General features: G+C 38.7%; 19 protein-coding genes and 1 pseudogene. 10 read left to right on the top strand and 10 right to left on the bottom strand.

The window, feature by feature from the left end; translation table 11 throughout:
* From HMPREF1551_RS14305 to HMPREF1551_RS11795, 3 genes and pseudogenes are all read right to left on the bottom strand, one after another.
* Nucleotides 1–341, bottom strand: a pseudogene (locus HMPREF1551_RS14305) (DKNYY domain-containing protein); the annotation flags it as partial.
* 35 nt (nucleotides 342–376) lie between these two features.
* Nucleotides 377–2086 (bottom strand): DKNYY domain-containing protein, encoded by a 1710-nt coding sequence (locus HMPREF1551_RS11800; RefSeq protein ID WP_081695766.1) that lies wholly within the window; start codon nucleotides 2084–2086, stop codon nucleotides 377–379.
* 37 nt (nucleotides 2087–2123) lie between these two features.
* A complete protein-coding gene (locus HMPREF1551_RS11795) occupies nucleotides 2124–3803 on the bottom strand; it encodes a DKNYY domain-containing protein (RefSeq protein WP_021629385.1) in 1680 nt (559 codons plus the stop codon).
* A gap of 71 nt (nucleotides 3804–3874) precedes the next feature.
* On the opposite strand from HMPREF1551_RS11795, the gene HMPREF1551_RS11790 reads away from it, so the two are divergent.
* Both HMPREF1551_RS11790 and HMPREF1551_RS11785 read left to right on the top strand, forming a co-directional pair.
* Complete coding sequence (locus tag HMPREF1551_RS11790; RefSeq protein WP_021629384.1) at nucleotides 3875–4699, top strand: helix-turn-helix domain-containing protein; 825 nt, start codon at nucleotides 3875–3877, stop codon at nucleotides 4697–4699.
* Nucleotides 4700–4777: 78 nt separating this feature from the next.
* Nucleotides 4778–5410 (top strand): DUF417 family protein, encoded by a 633-nt coding sequence (locus HMPREF1551_RS11785; protein WP_021629383.1) that lies wholly within the window; start codon nucleotides 4778–4780, stop codon nucleotides 5408–5410.
* A gap of 94 nt (nucleotides 5411–5504) precedes the next feature.
* Here HMPREF1551_RS11785 and HMPREF1551_RS11780 read toward each other — a convergent pair whose 3' ends face one another.
* The gene (locus HMPREF1551_RS11780) at nucleotides 5505–6680 is read right to left on the bottom strand and encodes an alpha-hydroxy acid oxidase (RefSeq protein ID WP_021629382.1); all 1176 of its coding nucleotides are present in this window, start codon (nucleotides 6678–6680) and stop codon (nucleotides 5505–5507) included.
* Between the two features lie 154 nt (nucleotides 6681–6834).
* Nucleotides 6835–7662 carry a hypothetical protein gene (locus HMPREF1551_RS11775; RefSeq protein ID WP_021629381.1) on the bottom strand — a complete coding sequence of 276 codons (828 nt, stop codon included), beginning with the start codon at nucleotides 7660–7662 and terminating at the stop codon, nucleotides 6835–6837.
* Between the two features lie 269 nt (nucleotides 7663–7931).
* Here HMPREF1551_RS11775 and HMPREF1551_RS11770 point away from each other — a divergent pair, with 269 nt between their 5' ends.
* Nucleotides 7932–8399, top strand: a complete 468-nt coding sequence (locus tag HMPREF1551_RS11770; RefSeq protein ID WP_021629379.1) for a DUF192 domain-containing protein — start codon at nucleotides 7932–7934, stop codon at nucleotides 8397–8399.
* A 53-nt stretch (nucleotides 8400–8452) separates the two neighbouring features.
* Here the strand turns inward: HMPREF1551_RS11770 and HMPREF1551_RS11765 are convergent, their stop codons facing one another.
* The 4 genes from HMPREF1551_RS11765 to HMPREF1551_RS11750 form a co-directional block, all read right to left on the bottom strand.
* A complete protein-coding gene (locus tag HMPREF1551_RS11765) occupies nucleotides 8453–9469 on the bottom strand; it encodes a hypothetical protein (protein WP_021629378.1) in 1017 nt (338 codons plus the stop codon).
* Nucleotides 9470–9563: 94 nt separating this feature from the next.
* The gene (locus HMPREF1551_RS11760; protein ID WP_034544692.1) at nucleotides 9564–10514 is read right to left on the bottom strand and encodes a hypothetical protein; all 951 of its coding nucleotides are present in this window, start codon (nucleotides 10512–10514) and stop codon (nucleotides 9564–9566) included.
* Nucleotides 10515–10528: 14 nt separating this feature from the next.
* Entirely contained in the window at nucleotides 10529–11497 is a 969-nt protein-coding gene (locus tag HMPREF1551_RS11755) for a hypothetical protein (RefSeq protein WP_021629376.1), read from the bottom strand.
* Complete coding sequence (locus tag HMPREF1551_RS11750) at nucleotides 11494–11982, bottom strand: hypothetical protein (protein WP_034544690.1); 489 nt, start codon at nucleotides 11980–11982, stop codon at nucleotides 11494–11496. The genes HMPREF1551_RS11755 and HMPREF1551_RS11750 overlap by 4 nt, the downstream gene beginning before the upstream one ends.
* 129 nt (nucleotides 11983–12111) lie before the next feature.
* Between HMPREF1551_RS11750 and der the strand changes: the two genes are divergently transcribed.
* The 6 genes from der to HMPREF1551_RS14300 all read left to right on the top strand — a co-directional run bounded on the left by der (nucleotide 12112) and on the right by HMPREF1551_RS14300 (nucleotide 15305).
* Nucleotides 12112–13416 (top strand): ribosome biogenesis GTPase Der, encoded by a 1305-nt coding sequence (der, locus tag HMPREF1551_RS11745; RefSeq protein WP_021629373.1) that lies wholly within the window; start codon nucleotides 12112–12114, stop codon nucleotides 13414–13416.
* An 88-nt stretch (nucleotides 13417–13504) separates the two neighbouring features.
* The gene (locus HMPREF1551_RS11740) at nucleotides 13505–13726 is read left to right on the top strand and encodes a hypothetical protein (RefSeq protein WP_021629372.1); all 222 of its coding nucleotides are present in this window, start codon (nucleotides 13505–13507) and stop codon (nucleotides 13724–13726) included.
* Nucleotides 13708–14004, top strand: a complete 297-nt coding sequence (locus HMPREF1551_RS11735; RefSeq protein WP_021629371.1) for a Txe/YoeB family addiction module toxin — start codon at nucleotides 13708–13710, stop codon at nucleotides 14002–14004. The genes HMPREF1551_RS11740 and HMPREF1551_RS11735 overlap by 19 nt, the downstream gene beginning before the upstream one ends.
* An 82-nt stretch (nucleotides 14005–14086) precedes the next feature.
* The gene (locus HMPREF1551_RS11730; protein ID WP_021629370.1) at nucleotides 14087–14434 is read left to right on the top strand and encodes a glyoxalase/bleomycin resistance/dioxygenase family protein; all 348 of its coding nucleotides are present in this window, start codon (nucleotides 14087–14089) and stop codon (nucleotides 14432–14434) included.
* Between the two features lie 8 nt (nucleotides 14435–14442).
* A complete protein-coding gene (locus tag HMPREF1551_RS11725) occupies nucleotides 14443–14907 on the top strand; it encodes a hypothetical protein (RefSeq protein WP_021629369.1) in 465 nt (154 codons plus the stop codon).
* A gap of 44 nt (nucleotides 14908–14951) precedes the next feature.
* Complete coding sequence (locus HMPREF1551_RS14300) at nucleotides 14952–15305, top strand: hypothetical protein (RefSeq protein ID WP_021629368.1); 354 nt, start codon at nucleotides 14952–14954, stop codon at nucleotides 15303–15305.
* Here the strand turns inward: HMPREF1551_RS14300 and rsmG are convergent.
* Nucleotides 15300–15911 (bottom strand): 16S rRNA (guanine(527)-N(7))-methyltransferase RsmG, encoded by a 612-nt coding sequence (rsmG, locus tag HMPREF1551_RS11715; RefSeq protein ID WP_021629367.1) that lies wholly within the window; start codon nucleotides 15909–15911, stop codon nucleotides 15300–15302. The two genes, HMPREF1551_RS14300 and rsmG, sit on opposite strands and share 6 nt — an antisense overlap.
* A gap of 188 nt (nucleotides 15912–16099) precedes the next feature.
* Between rsmG and rpmH the strand changes: the two genes are divergently transcribed.
* Nucleotides 16100–16258 carry a 50S ribosomal protein L34 gene (rpmH, locus tag HMPREF1551_RS13530; protein ID WP_002669412.1) on the top strand — a complete coding sequence of 53 codons (159 nt, stop codon included), beginning with the start codon at nucleotides 16100–16102 and terminating at the stop codon, nucleotides 16256–16258.
* Nucleotides 16259–16345: the final 87 nt, after the last annotated feature.

Genomic DNA, 16345 nt, shown 5'->3' with positions numbered 1-16345 from the left:
CCTTGGTAATAGATCCCATTTTTGTCTTTGGCAAAAATCAGGATTATGTCAGCTGCCGATCCCGATACATTGAGGATTGCAAAGCTCGCCATATCAGGTTTTATGATCTTGCGGGTATTTTTTTCTTGGTAGATGACATAATCCTTATTGATGATATAGCCCTCCACATAGGGGCGCTTATATTTCTTAAAGGAATGCCATAGGGAATCCGTGCGATGGATATCGGATACAGTTATAGTATCTCGTACCACTACCTCCTTTTCGGCTGTAGTAGGGAGTTGCTCTACTGGCTTTTGCTTGCAAGCAACGAGTAACAAAGTACAAAGTAATAGACGATTCATGATAGTTTTGAGTTTTAAATTTTGAGTTGTTATTGTTAATCTTTACTTTGGCGTATTTCTTTAAATTCTGTACCTAAGAACTCCACATTTACAAAATATTGTGTATAGTAATAGAAATCTCCTTTGTCATCAAACTCATATTCAGTCATTTTTTCAGGACATACAGACCAATATCCTTCTGCATTCTTAAACAAATAAAAATCAGGCAGCTTGTGCTCGTAGGCAGCTCCTTGATAAATAGCCAAAAGCGATACCTCTTTGCTTTTGAACAACCTTTGTGTCTTATAATAGAGGTAATCCTTATCCATAAGAAAATCCCCAAAAACGGGTTGTAGTGTTGAGTTATCATAACCTTTTACTACATGAACCCCATCTTGGCATAGATAAACATGGTTCTTATCCCGATAAAAATTAGGGGCAAAGTAAGGATCAAAAGTAGCCATATCCACTCCTTGTACAGGCTTTTCCATATAATACAATTGGTTATCCGCTTTGTAATACTCGCTATCATAGGACTCTTGTACAAAAAGTGCCTTCCCCTGATGTGACCTATGTACATGTTTGCCTTGTTTGAGTAGCTGAACTTGTTCTTGTGTAAGTCCTTTTATATATGGATCATGCCATAGTGAATATTCTTTAGTTATATATAGTTGATTTTCATAGATAATATAATCTCCTACGCTAAAGAGATTCTTGCCATATACGGGCGTTCTTTTTATCTTGAAAGGTAACTTCTTCTCCCAGGCATAGATACCATGCTTATCATACTGATAGAGATCATAGGAGCACTGAAAAATTCCGAAAGTAGCAGGATCATATTCCCTGACTTTTTGCTCCCCCCTATACAGATACCTGCCATCGTATATGTAACGCTCATAAGCCTTTACCTTAGACAGGTCAAGCTTGGTGGTAGGCATCTGACAATAGGACGATTCTTCTACTAAATAAAGATGGTGCTTATCTATCATAAAATTAAAAGAAAGTCCTCTGAGTGTTGGAATATCAAAATCTCCTGTAATAGGGGTGAAAATGACTTCCTCTTCACCTGAAAAATCAGCTTGTAGTACCTCCTTGGTCGTTTTAAATAAGAGACCTGAGAGTTGTTCTACACTTTCTCCTTGGTACATGAGTGGTTTTCCTTGGTAGTATATATGATTTTTATCATAAATAAAATCTTCGAAAAACCTTCTTTCCACATTCAAAGAAGATATATCAGCACCTTCTACCTTTTGGTCATAGTAATAGAGGTTGTTTTTATCCTTGAAATATCTACCCCAAGCTTCTCCTATGGGTTCAAAAGTGGCGGGGTCAGCCAAAGAGAGTTCTTCTTTGCCAAAGAAGATTTTCTTATCTGTACGCCAAAGATAATCATGGTTGTTATAATCACCATGGTTATGCTTGTATGTTAAGATCTTAAAGCCTATGGTATCAGTACAGATAAGGTTTCCCTTGTAATACACTCCATTTTTATCTATAGCAAAGCCCCCTTCTCTCTTAAAAGAAGCCAAATCAGCCGTTACAAGTCTTCTAATCGTATCACAATCCTGATAGGCTATATATTCCTTATTGATTATATAAGTCTCAGGCACATACTTACACTTCCCAGGGTGAAGTTGTCGAGCTGTTGTATCTGCATCGGTTACAATTATGGGATCAAAAGCACCCATTATAGGCGTTTGATACCTAACCATAGGAGATCTAGCGCAAGAGACAAGTAATAGAGTACAAAGTAAAAGACGGTTCATAAGAGTTTTGAGTTTTGAGTTTTGAATTGGTTATTAGCTAATTTTTTAATTCATTCATTTTTAGTTTTTTACCTAAAAAGCAAATTGTATCTCCATCACCTAACTTGGCAAACCAATACCCCTGGTCATTCTTAAAGAGACAATAATCCGTCATAGGGGCTTGCTCCAGACGGCTACCTGTGTAGATCGCCAGAACCTCTACATTTCTATTTTCAAAAAGTCTTGTAGTGCCATAATAGTAATAATCCTTATCCATCATAAACCTGTTGGAATCTCCCTTGAGCGTGGCTACATCATACCCCTCTACCATCAAAAAATGTGCCTCTTCCTCGCTAAATCTGTCATAGTAATATACGTGATTTTTATCCTTATAAAAATAATCTGTTATGTACTCAAAGGTGGCTGCATCTACGTCTTTTTGTAGCTTCTCTCCTATATAAATATGCCCGTCCATTTTATAAAGATTATGGTAATACTTTTCCTTTTTTTGAGGAGGCTCCTTATGAGGAGATAATAAGTCCTTAAGCGAGGTCTTTCCTTGCTTGAGTATTTCTATCTGTTGGGAAGTAAGATTCTTTGCGTATATACTATTGTCATAGTTATAATAGTAAGCCTGATTTTCATAGATAAAGAGGTCTTTTTCATCTATATAGAAAAGATTTTTACCATATTCAGGACGCTTTTTATAGCGAAAAGGTAGTTTTTTATCCCAATTATAGATTCCTCTCTTATCGTACTGATAGTAATGATGCTCTGGAATGATCCCAAAAGTAGCCGCATCATATCTTTTTTCAGGCTTTCTCTTATGATAAACGGTAGAACCTACCACAACAAATTCGGTAAACGCTCTTATTGAGGAGAGCTCTTCCTTGGGAACAAATAGCCTGAATCCATTATCCCATATAGGATAATGAGCACTCATATAATACAGATGATTCTTGTCTATTAGATAAGAGTTGTTCAGTACTCTAAGGGTTGGGATATCAAATGGCTCTGAATATAATTCTATCAGAAACGAATGTTTTTCATCTCCTTCCCGATCGTTATAACCCAACACATATTTAGAGGTTTTGAAGATCCAATAGGACATTTGCTCTACGGCCTCTCCCTTATAATAGAGGCGTTTCCCCTTATAATAGACATTTTTGCCATCATTGAGGAATTCTTCATTAGTAAGTTTTTCATTGACAAGGTTAGGGGCTACCCCTTCTATGATTTGATCATAATAATATACGTGATTCTTATCCCTAAAATAGCAATACGTAACCGCTTCAAAGGTCTGAGGGTCAGAAACAGAAAGCCGCTCTGTTCCAAAGAATACACCCCCATTGGTACGCCAATAATAACTATCAATATCTTCGTACCTTATTTTTTCCTTAACTTTTCTTCTTGCTAATACCTCAAACCTTGTAGTATCTACTTTTACAAATTGCCCCTGATAATAGACCCCATTTTTATCCACTGCAAAACCATAATCCTTATCTTTTATTTGGAAAGTCTTCCTATCGGGATAGAAAGTAACTGCGGTATCGCAAGCCTGGTAAATCATATAATCCTTGTTATAGATAAATCCTTCGTTATATTTACAACGCTCCCATAGACTTTCTAACTTGAGGTGCTCCACCTGCTTGGCATCTGTAAGCTGTATCTTACGATATTGAGCGCTACTATACTGTATTATAGTTAGCACTAATATCCCATATAAAACATATTTCATAAAATCATCTTCTATTTTGCGACAAATATACTCATTTTTTCCTAATTTTGTACCCTGATAGCTGATTATTTATGACTTACCAGAATATTCATATCAACAGTACTACCCCTGAGGATTTTGCTCAAGGAGCACACACGACCCTATACTATATCTTTCTCCTTCAGGAGGATAGCCACTTTTGGGTGGATTTCAACGAATACCATTCCCAAGGGCATTCCTTGCTGTTCCTCTCCCCTTACCAGTATTTCCAATGGAAAGAGAAGGCACCCAAAATGGACTTTATCGCCTTCCATGGGGATTTCTATTGTATAGAGTATCACAAGAAAGAGGTGGCTTGTAACGGCCTATTATTCAATAATATATACCAACAACCCCACTTTGAGGTCTCTCAGGCGGTTTTTGGAGAATTAGAGACTCTCTTGAAAAAGATGCAAGCCATTGCTTCAGACTCCAATCCTTACCAAATTGCCGTGCTTAAGAGCTATTTGCAACTGATCTTGGCCATCGGAAGCAGAGAAAAACAGCATTTTTTGAGCCACCTAAAAGAAGAGAACCCTTTGCAAAACCCCGTGGCCAATTTCCAAGCGCTTTTGGAGGCCAACTTTCTCAAGGAAAAGGACATCAGCTTCTATGCCGAGGCCTATCACCTTTCGGTGAGTGCTTTCTCCAAGCGTATCAAGCAATATTATGGGAAGACCCCTTCGGCACTGCTAAGGGAGCGCTTGGTTTTGGAGGCCAAAAAGCTACTACACCTCACTCATAAGTCGGTCAAGGAAATTGCCTTTGAACTCTGCTTTGAGGATGCTTTCTACTTCAGCCGTTATTTCAAGAAGGAAGTAGGGGTCTCGCCCAAGCAATTTCGGGAAAGTGTAGGAATTTCTATTGTGGCAAAATAATCTATGTTTGTGGCAAAAAAGTCCATTCTTATTTGGAAAATGCTTTGTATTTTTGTACCCTGAAAATAATATAGTCATATGCAACAATTATTAGAAAAATTGGCTGGATTACAGTCACAGTTTATCAACTTTATTCGCATTGCGATCTTTATCGTAATGGCGTGGATTGGAGGGCTCAAAGTATGTCAATACGAAGCCGACGGGATTGTTCCCTTTGTTACCAATAGCCCTTTTATGAGTTTCTTCTATGCCAACTCAGGTAAAACTGCTATCGATGAGAACGGTGTTACAGGTGAGGCTAACAAAGGCAAAGAAGTAGCAGAATACAAATTGCACAAGAACCCAGAGGGGAAAATGGTAGCTGCCAATATCGAATGGCATAAGCAGAACAACACCTATGCTTTCTCTTATGGCTTAGGTACTGTAATCTGCCTAATTGGTTTGCTTACTCTTTTAGGAATTTGGTCTCCTAAGATTGGGCTTATTGGTGGATTGCTTACTTTTGGTATGTCTATCGTTACCCTTTCTTTCCTTATCACTACCCCCGAGGTCTATGTGCCTAACTTAGGAGGTGATATGCCTACCCCTAACCATGGCTTCCCTTACCTATCAGGAGCAGGGCGCTTGGTACTGAAAGACATCATCATGTCGGCTGGTGGACTTATTGCCGCTTCCGATGCTGCAAAACGCTTGTTGAAATTAGCCAATTAGCTAATTTGACAATGAGTCAATGAGACAATTCGCTCATTAAAAGGATAGCCCCAAACCGAATGGTTTGGGGCTATCCTTTTTATACATTATGATATTATTTTCTGGTAGGTAGTGGATAAGTACCCTCTACAAGGATACTCTTATCTACATCTTGGATATTGCGATGACCAGAGAAGGCCATAGTAGTATCCATTTCATCATAGAGGATTTGTAGGGCACGAGTGACCCCTTCTTCTCCATAAGCGCCCAATCCGTATACAGGAGCACGGCCGAGCATGATACCCTTAGCCCCCAAAGCCCATGCCTTAAGCATGTTTTGTCCGGTATAGAAACCAGAGTCTATCCATACCTCTGTTTGACTGCCTACCGCACTTACGATATCTGGTAGGGCTTTGATGGAAGAAATCGTATCATCCATTTGGCGACCACCATGGTTGGAAACGATGATGGCATCGGCTCCGTATTTTACGGCTTCTTGCGCATCTTCTGGAGTCATAATCCCCTTGAGGATAATAGGACCTCCCCAAAGTTCCTTAATCTCAGCGATATCCTTCCAGCTAAGACTTGGGTCAAACTGTTCTTTAGTCCAAGAAGAAAGTGAAGAAAGATCGGATACGTTCTTGGCGTGACCGGCAATATTACGGAATGTCCAACGACGGTTACCGAATACATAGCGCAAGCCCCAAGGAATTTTAGTAGAAAGGTTTATTATATTAGGAATGGTAAACTTCGGAGGGGTAGAAAGACCATTCTTAATATCGCGATGGCGATTTCCGAGTACTTGCAAGTCTACTGTTACCATAAGAGCAGAGCACTTCGCTTCTTTGGCACGGCGAATGAGGTCTTTCATGAACTCACGATCGCGCATCACATAGAGCTGAAACCAAAAAGGTTCTACTCCTGCTTCCACCAAATCCTCAATAGAGCAGATGGACATGGTAGAAAGCGTAAAAGGAATTCCGAACTTCTGAGCTGCTTTGGCCATATGGATTTCCCCATCAGCCCACATCATCCCCATAAAGCCTACAGGAGCGGTCATAGCAGGGAATTTTACCTTTTGCCCTAAGAGGGTTGTCTCAAGGGTCCGGTTGTCCATATCCACCAAGATTTTCTGCTTGAACTTGATAGGATTGAAGTCAGAAACATTCTCGCGGTAAGTGGACTGTGTCCAAGAGCCTGTATCCACATACTCATAGAACATTTTAGGCACATTGCGCTTGCATACTACACGCAAGTCCTCAATGTTAGTCATTTTTGTTAAATCTCTCATTCTAAAAATTTTTATATGATTGTATCAGAGACAAATTGATGCTGAAAAAACAAGGGCTTGCTTTTTCGCTGCAAATATAATAATTAATTTTGACATATGTCATATATAGTGATTAGTTTTTAATTTTTATTTTATTGTAAAGACGATTTCTCTGTCAATAGTCCTTGCGATAAGTAGTCTTCCGCCTTTGCTTGAGAGGGTCTCTGACTTTGGAGTGGAACATAGTGAGGAAAATCCTTACAATCACGATCATGAGTGACAAAGCAAAAAATATACAAATCGCTTGTATCCATAAGGGCAGATCCTTGGTAAGTACCCCATAGATAAGTCCCGCACATAGCCCCATAGTCATAGTGAGAAACACCCCATAGAGTAGCCCTTTGGCCAAATAATTACCATAATTCTTCATAGGCTTGTCCGTAAGATAGCCGTAAATTCCCCAATAAGCGAAAACTGCAATGACGAGAAATATAATCACCCCAATGGTTTTTACTACAATAAAGACATCTGTTACGATGATCTCATCTGTAGCGCCCTTATAGCGAATATTGTAGGAAGAATCACCCCCTACTCTGGTGGCAAAAGGCAGTGCCCGCTCCAGCTCCTCCCCCGATTCTATGGTAAAAGTAACCACAGGCGTACCCATTTCTACATATCTTGTGTGTCTATCTGAATCTCTTTCCTCACTCATATAGGTATTCTCATATCTTATCACCTGAGCGGTATAGGACTTAAAGTCACTATCAGAAGCCAGCTGATAGAGTTCCTTCGCAGTACCTGCCCCTAAAAGCAGCATGAAGGGGGTAAGCCCCACCAATAGGGATATAGGCACCCAGATAAAGAAGGCGGAGAGGCAACCTGCTTTATCTTTGCCTTTGTCCTTAGCCTTACGATTGCTTTTTCTGATAATCAGATATGTAAGTCCTACTGAAATGGCAAAAAACAGGAAGATAATGATTCTATTGATAACTATTTCATCCATAAGCGATAATTATTAAGTTTTTGGTGGTGCTTCAAAAAGTATGATACAACTTTAGATGTACTTTTTAAATCACCTCCAAGTTTTTTAGTTCTGATAAATTTTTCGTACCTTTGTCCGGTAGTATATTAGTATGGATTTTGTTTTTTAGTACCACAAAGCTACTGATTATCAGTAACTTTACCAAATAATGTACTATTTTTTCTATCTTTTTTCATTAAATCAAGCTCTGAAAGAGCTTGCGAAACTTGAACATTTAATTTTAGAAGCCTATGAAAAAGAAAATATTCACATCTGCCAAGCTATTGCTGATGGGAGTTATCCTATCATGCTACCTTGTTCTTAGCGCCTGTTCAGCTCTCGCCCTTGAGTTTGAAGAGAAGGACTTGAGCATTACAAATCTTGATGGCAAGACCATTCCCATAAGGGTTGAGCTTGCTCGCTCCATACGAGAGCTGTCAAAAGGCTATATGGGGCGTGAGCATATTCCCGAAGGGACAGGCATGCTTTTTATCTTTAAAAGAGACGAGAAGTTAAGTTTTTGGATGAAAAATACACCTACCCCTCTTTCAATTGCGTTCATTAACTCGAATGGTGAAATTCTCGAAATACGCAATATGACTCCCTTCAGCCGCAAAAGCGTGAACTCATCGGAACCTGTACGTTATGCTCTTGAAGTGCCTCAAGGATGGTTCGAAAGGAACAACATAGGAACGGGCTGTATAATCAAACTACCATAACCGATGAATCAGAACAATCTCCTATACGCAAAAAGTAACTTGTGAAGCTTAAATTATTGATATATCCTTCTTTTAGAAGGTTTTTCACATTCGGAAACAAAGATAGTTTTAGGCGCTACTTTGAGCTTTTCAAGGTCTGTCTGATAACACTTGGGTTGTACAAAGTCAAACCTATAATACTCAATATTATTTAGGGTATCCTTATAGATATTTTTACCTTTATCATACACTAAAAAATCCTTATTAATAGGATCGGGCTTCACACTACCCTCTTTTACCTCCATAAAAAACACCTTAGGCTCTTCCAAGTTGGAGATACTGAGGAAGTCTCTAAGCCCTTTATCCCCTTGGTCTTCCGACTTCTCCTTTGCAAAAAGCACCTTTCTCAGCTCTTTCATAGGGATTTTATCAATTTCTTTTTTGAGTTCCCGTATAAGCTCCTTACTTCTCTCTACATCAGCTTGATTAAAAAAGAGCAAACACTCATAGCCCTCTTTGGTTACCAAAGCGCCTGCCCCATCTATCTGGTATTCTGAAAGTTTCTGAAAAGAAATAAGAAAGTCATTATTATCCTGTAAGTCAATCTGATAGGTATTCTTTAGTTCACCAAAAAGTTGAGCAAACCCGAACGTTTTCAGATCTGCAATCAGGGAAAAGGAATTACCCATCTCTTCCCTTGAGAACGTATGTACATAGCGAGAAGAAAAGCAATTAGGGTTGTCATTGAAAACTGAGTATGTTTTTCCATTCTCAAATCGGATATAATTCTTCCCATGCTGAAAATTGGCAAAGCGAATACGGACTTTGTCTTTCCCAATAGAGTCATTTTGCTGTCCATACACAACAAATAGTGGTTCCTTTTTCGGTTTGAAGAGGATGATACCGTCCTTTTGGACCTCATAACTCCCTGGTACAGCTGTCATATAGCCCCAAAGGACAAATAATTTGTTAGGCAAGAGCATAATACCTCCTCCACGCCCTCTGTAATTGCCTGAAATATCTTTTTCTTGGGCATATACAAGACTTCCTAAAGAAAGAAAAGTCAGCAATAAGAGTATTTTTGTTTTCATGATATTAGTTTTAAAATTTTATCTTTCAACTGCTTGCAATTACGATTCCTATGAATATTAGCTAATTAGCCATTATTTTTCTTCTTTGGGAAAGTCATTCACATTCAGAGACAAAGATAGTTTTTGGTTCTACCTTGAGCTTCTTTGGGTCTGTGATACTTCCTTGTGTCCTCACTTGTAGGTATGATCTATGTTCTTCATCTTCAAAAGGTTTTGAAGTATAACTACCACCCACTACTCTCCCATCTTTCTTTAGGACAAGAAGTGCCGTAGGAGGCTCTATGTTCTCTGCATAAAGGAAAGAGATAGACTCCTGACTAATATCTTTGAGATTTTCTTTAGGAACAAAAAACCTTTTGAGATGCTCTTTAGGTACTTCCTTCAATCTTTCCTTAACCATTTTTAGTTCCTCCTCTGGCCATTTCCCTCCATGAAAAAAAGCCCCATTTTTCCCTTCTAACTCCATAGGTACGAGTACTACATTTGCCTTCTCACGACTAAGTTTATCATAAGAAATCAAGAAATCATTATACGCTCCCAAGTCAAATTGCAACGTGTTCTTAATCCCCTCTCCCTCAAATAAATAAGACACTTCTTCATCATAGTATCCTATATGATGTATGAGGGTGAGTGTACTACCTACTTCCTTCCTATCAAAGGTATGTATATACTCGTGAGAAAAACAGTTAGGGTGATCATTGAAGACACTATAGGTCTTCCCATTCTCATACTGAATGTAGTTCTTCCCTTCTTCAAAATTGGCAAAACGGATACGGACCTTATCCTTCCCAATGGAATCATTATGATATCCATATACTAAGAACAAAGGTTCCCGTTGAGGCTTTAATAGGTACACCCCATCGGGTCTCTTTTCGTAATAGCCACGAATAACTGTCATATAAGTCCAAGCGGCAAAAGTCTTATTTGGGAAAAGCATAATGCCCGATTCAGGTTGTTTGTAGCTCTCTATTAGCTTTCTGTCCTGAGATAAAAGGTTATTGGCTACCAAAAAGAAAGCCAGTAATAAAAGTGTTTTTGTTTTCATAAGCATTTTAGTCATTATTCAGAAAACAATGGTGAGATCTTTATTTTTAGTTTTTTCATATCTATTTCTGATTTTTTTGTATCTATAAGATCATATTTGTGATATATCCGATCTCGTTCCGCCTCTTTATATATATTTTTTTCTTTATCATAAGTAATTTCCCCCATATATTCATAGGGAGAGGTACCTTCTCTTTCATATTTTTCTCTAAAGATAGTATTGGAATCCTCTATCCCTAATTGAGATTGTACCATCTTCAACATTTCTTTTTCATTTTCATCTTTTTTCCTGATATAAATATAGTTTTTTATTTCTTTTAATGGTGTTTTTTCTATATTAGAGCGTATTTTTGCAAGTGCTTCTTTATTCTTTTCTAAGGTTTCTTCTTCGTTCATTAAAAGAAGTATCTCCATTCCATCTTTATTGGTAAAAGCAGCTATGCTTTCCCCCTGATATAGAGAATAACTATGACAGAAAACGATATAATCATTATAAGCTAGATTCATACCTACTTCGTAAGCATTTTTTATGCCTACAAACTTCTTATTGTATTCTTCAAAGAGGCTTTCCCCTATAAAAGTAATAGATTTCCCTACCTCTTTTCTATCAAAAGTATGTTCCAAATCATTATCTTCGTTGAAAACAGAGTAATATCCGCCCCTCTCCAAGTGAATATAGTTCTTTGCCAGCTGAAAATTCACCAGCTCCACCCGTATTTTATCCTTGGATAAGTCCTTATCATTGCGCGCATAGACCAGAAAAAGCGGTTCTTTCTGAGGTTGCAACCATATCATCCCATCTTTTTGTACTTGGTAGTCTCCCTTTACCCCTGCCAAGGGATTCCATAGTAAGAACTTCTTATCTGAGAGCAAGAAAAGCCCCCACTTACGCCCTTGGTAGAAACCTTCAAGCTCGTTATTTTGAGCCTGTATAAAGCCTCCTAAAGAAAAGAAAGCCAGTAATAAAAGTATTTTTGTTTTCATAAAGGTAATGGATAACTAAGTAATCGAATATCAGTAATTATAGAAAGGGTAAATCCCTTAAAAAGAGGTGCTTTCGCCCAAGGAACGGCATAGCCAGCATCTACCCGTAACAAATTAAAGAGAGACAGTCCTACACGTGGAGTAATTGCCTCAGTGGAAAGAGAGACCCCATAGCCCAGCAACAGGTGATAGAACTCAGCCCCCACCTCAGGGACTACTTTATGAGAATCCCTACCCGCAAAATGAACTCCTGCATAGAAGCCCCCGCCGCAAGCGATACAATCATTGTGAAGCATCAGCCCAGCAAAGTGTGAACTCTTAGCATCGGCATAAGTATAAGCCAGCCTTGGGGTAAGGTCAATCATTCCCTGAAAACAATCACAGGAAGGCGGATACCTCCTTGGCGGAGTAATAACAAGACTATCACTCTGAGCAAACCCCATATAAGAGCAAAGAGTAAAGAAGAGGACAAACAAACTTCTCATAAAATCAGCTTTAAAAATACACTTCCTATAAGGCGACAAATATAACAAATTTTCCTCAAAGGAGTAGAATTTCTTGCTACTTTATTGCTATGTTTATTTTTTTGACTACCTTTGCAAAAAATATAAATAATGAGTGCCATTGTAGCCATTGTAGGACGCCCTAATGTAGGCAAATCTACTTTTTTCAACCGTCTGGTTCAGCGCCGTGAGGCTATCGTAGATAGCATCAGTGGGGTGACCCGCGACCGCCATTATGGAAAAACCGACTGGAACGGATGTGATTTCTCCGTGATTGATACCGGAGGCTATGTAGCTGGAGGTGATGACGTGTTCCAAAAAGAAATTGATAAGCAGGTGAATCTCGCCATAGAGGAGGCCGATGCCATCATCTTCCTAACAGATGTAGAGAGTGGTATCATGGGCACCGATGAGGAGATTGCCCAGCTGCTGCGCCGTAGCAAGAAGCCTACATTCCTTGCTGTAAATAAAGTAGATAATACCAAGCGGGCTATGGATGCCAATGAGTTCTATGCCTTGGGGTTTGAAGAGATTTTCCCTATCTCCAGTGTCAATGGGAGTGGCACGGGCGAACTCTTGGATGCTGTAGTCAAAGTACTCCCTGAGGAGGAAAAAGTAGAGGAAGTGACCCTACCTCGCTTTGCCGTAGTGGGACGCCCCAATGCAGGGAAATCGTCCTTTATCAATGCCCTTATCGGGGAGGAACGCTATATCGTTACTGATATAGCGGGAACTACTCGCGATGCGATTGACACTCGTTATAATCGTTTTGGGTTCGAGTTCAACCTCGTGGATACCGCAGGGATACGCCGCAAAGCAAAGGTCAAAGAGGATTTGGAGTTTTACTCTGTGATGCGCTCAGTACGTGCCATTGAGCACTCCGATGTATGTCTGCTCTTGGTAGATGCTACCCGTGGCTTCGAGGGGCAAGATGCCAATATCTTTTGGCTGGCACAGCGCAATAAGAAAGGCGTTGTGATTTTGGTGAACAAATGGGACTTAGTAGAAAAAGATACCCATACCACCAAGCACTTTGAGGAGGGCATCCGAAAGATTATCGCTCCCTTTACCGATGTGCCTATTATCTTTATCTCTGCCCTAACGAAGCAACGTATTTTCAAGGCGATAGAGAAAGCAGTAGAGGTATATAACAACCGTAGTCAGCGTATCAAGACCTCTGAGCTCAATGAGTATATGCTCCCTATCATCGAGGCTACTCCCCCACCGGCTACCAAAGGGAAGTACATCAAGATCAAGTACTGTATGCAGCTACCTACCGACCTGCCCCAATTTGTCTTTTTTGCGAACCTTCCCCAATATATCAAAGATCCTTACCGCCGTTTTGTAGAGAACAAGCTCCGTGAGAAATTCAATTTTGAAGGGGTACCTTTGGATATTTTCTTTAGAGAAAAGTAGAGGGAGTTTTGAGTTTTAAGTTTTGAGTTTTGAGTTTTTTTGCAAAAAGATAACAATCCCTAAATATAGATACTTCAATTTTTAAATTATGAATACTGTACAGATAACTTTTAATAATGATATGGAGCGTTCCATCTTTGAAACGCTTTTTGAGAAGTTCAAAATAAAAATGACCATTGTTCCTCAAGAACAGTCCTCAAAAGTATATGGAGAAGCTACTGCTAAAAAAATAAAGAAAGCACGAGAGGAAAAAGAGAAGGGGCTACTCACTACTATAACTCCTGATAACTTATGGACACAAGCGAAATAGAATTATTTTCCGTACAAATATCTCAGGAAGCTTTAGAAGACCTAAAGATTGTCAATAAGTCTGGTACTCCAGCTGTAAAAAAGAAAATAGAAAGAATTATTCAAGAACTTCAAATAGCCCCTGAAAAAGGAGTAGGCGCTCCTGAGTTGCTTAAAGGAAAAGAAGGACAAGTATGGAGTAGGACACTAAATAAAAAAGACCGAATTGTCTATGAAGTAATAGAAGATGAAAAAATGGTCATCATCTCTCAATTTTTAGGTCATTACGAGGATAAATAATCTCCTGTTCTAAAAATCCCTTTTTATTATTAGAACAAGATGAGAAAATAACTACTGAGGAACTTAAGCAAAGATACTCAAAATGATTAAATTCGTAGTCCCTATACTTACTTTTGACAAAGAACAAACGGTTGATTTTTATAGTAAATTGGGCTTTGTGGTTGTTTCCAAAGATTTGTTGCTTAGAGAGCCTTCTATCTACCTAAACCTTTATGAGGGCACTCTCGAAAGCGTTGCCCTTAGAAAAAAAGGCGATGAATTAGACTTGCTGTTTTCTATACAAGTAGAAGAGATTGCTCCTATAAAGCAACAACTTCTGACCAATAATATTCCTATAGAAAATGGCTATGATATCCCTGTGGGAGAATATCTGTATGTAAGAGATCCTAATGGGTATAGAATATGCCTCTATGAACTATTTGTCCCCTAATAAGCAAGATGAATACTTTAGAAGCCAAGAGAGAAGCATTAGCTAAAGAAAGGATAAAAACCAAATACAAATCTCACAAAGATTGTACATTTATAGAGGTTGTTACTACGGATAAGTTGCAAGAGTTCTATGATTTTATCTCAAAACATATACGCTATACGGAAGAAGATTACCAAAGATACAATGATAGATATTGTATAGGAGAAAAGTATGACAAATATAGTATCAGAAACTGGATCATTGAGAAGATAACAAAGCAAACAAAGCCTTCTGACATTATTATATTGCCTTTTTTAGACTTTGGTATCTGCGTAGAACTCCTTAGGGTAGAGGCTTTTTTTGAATCAGAATTAGATGAAAAGCTATCCCAACATATAGGTTTGGATATTGGATATATCAACCTATCGCAGCAAATACTACATTATTTCTCTGATGAAGAGTATTTCGTTTTTGAATATTATGAAAGACTATAAAATATGCTCCTCACAAAAGAAGCATTTTGAAAACACATCAGCCTATGAAACTATCTGAAATAGAGACCGCTGACCTTCCCGTGAAAGAAATGACTATAACTCACTATCAGATAACTATTCTCTATGACGAGGTATACCATATCCCCACCCAAAGTTATATCAAGAATATTCAAATAACTATTACAAATTGGCTCGAACTTTTGGTAAAAATATTCCTTTCTCCTGCTCCTTATATCAAACCTACAGAGGTGATTTGTGAAGGAGCGCAACGAGAAGTTTTCGATCTTATACAAGAAATCACTTTTTTAGACAACACATTGATTTTAAAAGGAATAAGCAAAGAAAACAAATATTGGATGGAGTACTATATCACGGATAGTCAATGGGTATTACTATAAATATACTATTTTTTTTGTCTCAAAAAAGTCTTCTTCAAAGACCTCAGAAAGGTTGTAGACAGTAGCCGAGGGGAAAGCCGCCAATTCCTCGGTAAGATCGCCCCCTTTTAGGTAGAGAATCCCTCTCTTATCACCTTTATTAGTTACAGGCTTGAGCAGATGCTTGGTGAGCTTGTAGAAGTCGGTCATTTGAGTAACTGCACGGCTTACGATAAAGTCGTATTGTCCTTCAAGGGTCTCTACGCGTGCTTGTTGGTAGGTAACATTGGTAAGGCCTAAAGCAGTTGCTACTTCCTGCACCACTTTTATCTTCTTACCTATGGAATCCACCAAATGGAAAGATACCTCTGGGTAGAGAATGGCCAGTGGAATCCCTGGAAAACCGCCGCCTGTGCCTACATCTAAGATTTTTTGCCCAGCTAAGAGAGGGTGTATCTTGGCTATGCCCAAGGAATGTAGCAGGTGATGCAGCACAAAATGCTCCATATCCTTGCGAGAAATCACATTGATACGTGCATTCCACTCCTCATATAGGCTTACAGCCTGGGTATATTGGGCCATTTGTATAGGGGTCAGTGCAGGAAAATACTTGAGTAACAACTCCATAAAGATAAACCATTAGGAAGGTCAAAAGTAGCATAATATTTCCAATCCTACAAATTTTTCAAGAAAGATTTTAAAAATACTTGTACATTCCAAAAAATAATAGTACCTTTGCCCCGCTTTCCTTCTATGGGAGCGAAGAGTGCTAAGAGCAAGTAAACGTTTAATTTAAGATATTAATATTCAATCCAATGAAAAGAACATTTCAACCTTCCAAGAGAAAAAGAAGAAATAAACACGGTTTTAGAGAACGTATGGCCACGGCGAATGGTCGTAAAGTATTGGCACGTCGTAGAGCTAAAGGAAGAAAAAAACTTACTGTTTCCTCTGAACCAAGACATAAGAAATAATGTTTATAACTTTCTGTAACAAGTAAGGTGCCGTCTGAAGATAGATAGCACCTTTTTTGTATTTTTATTATTGCCTATAATCCATTC

Source organism: Capnocytophaga sp. oral taxon 863 str. F0517, from assembly GCF_000466425.1.
Lineage (GTDB): Bacteria > Bacteroidota > Bacteroidia > Flavobacteriales > Flavobacteriaceae > Capnocytophaga.
The sequence above is the reverse complement of the archived record's forward strand: the minus strand, read 5'-3'. Positions and strand labels throughout refer to the sequence as shown.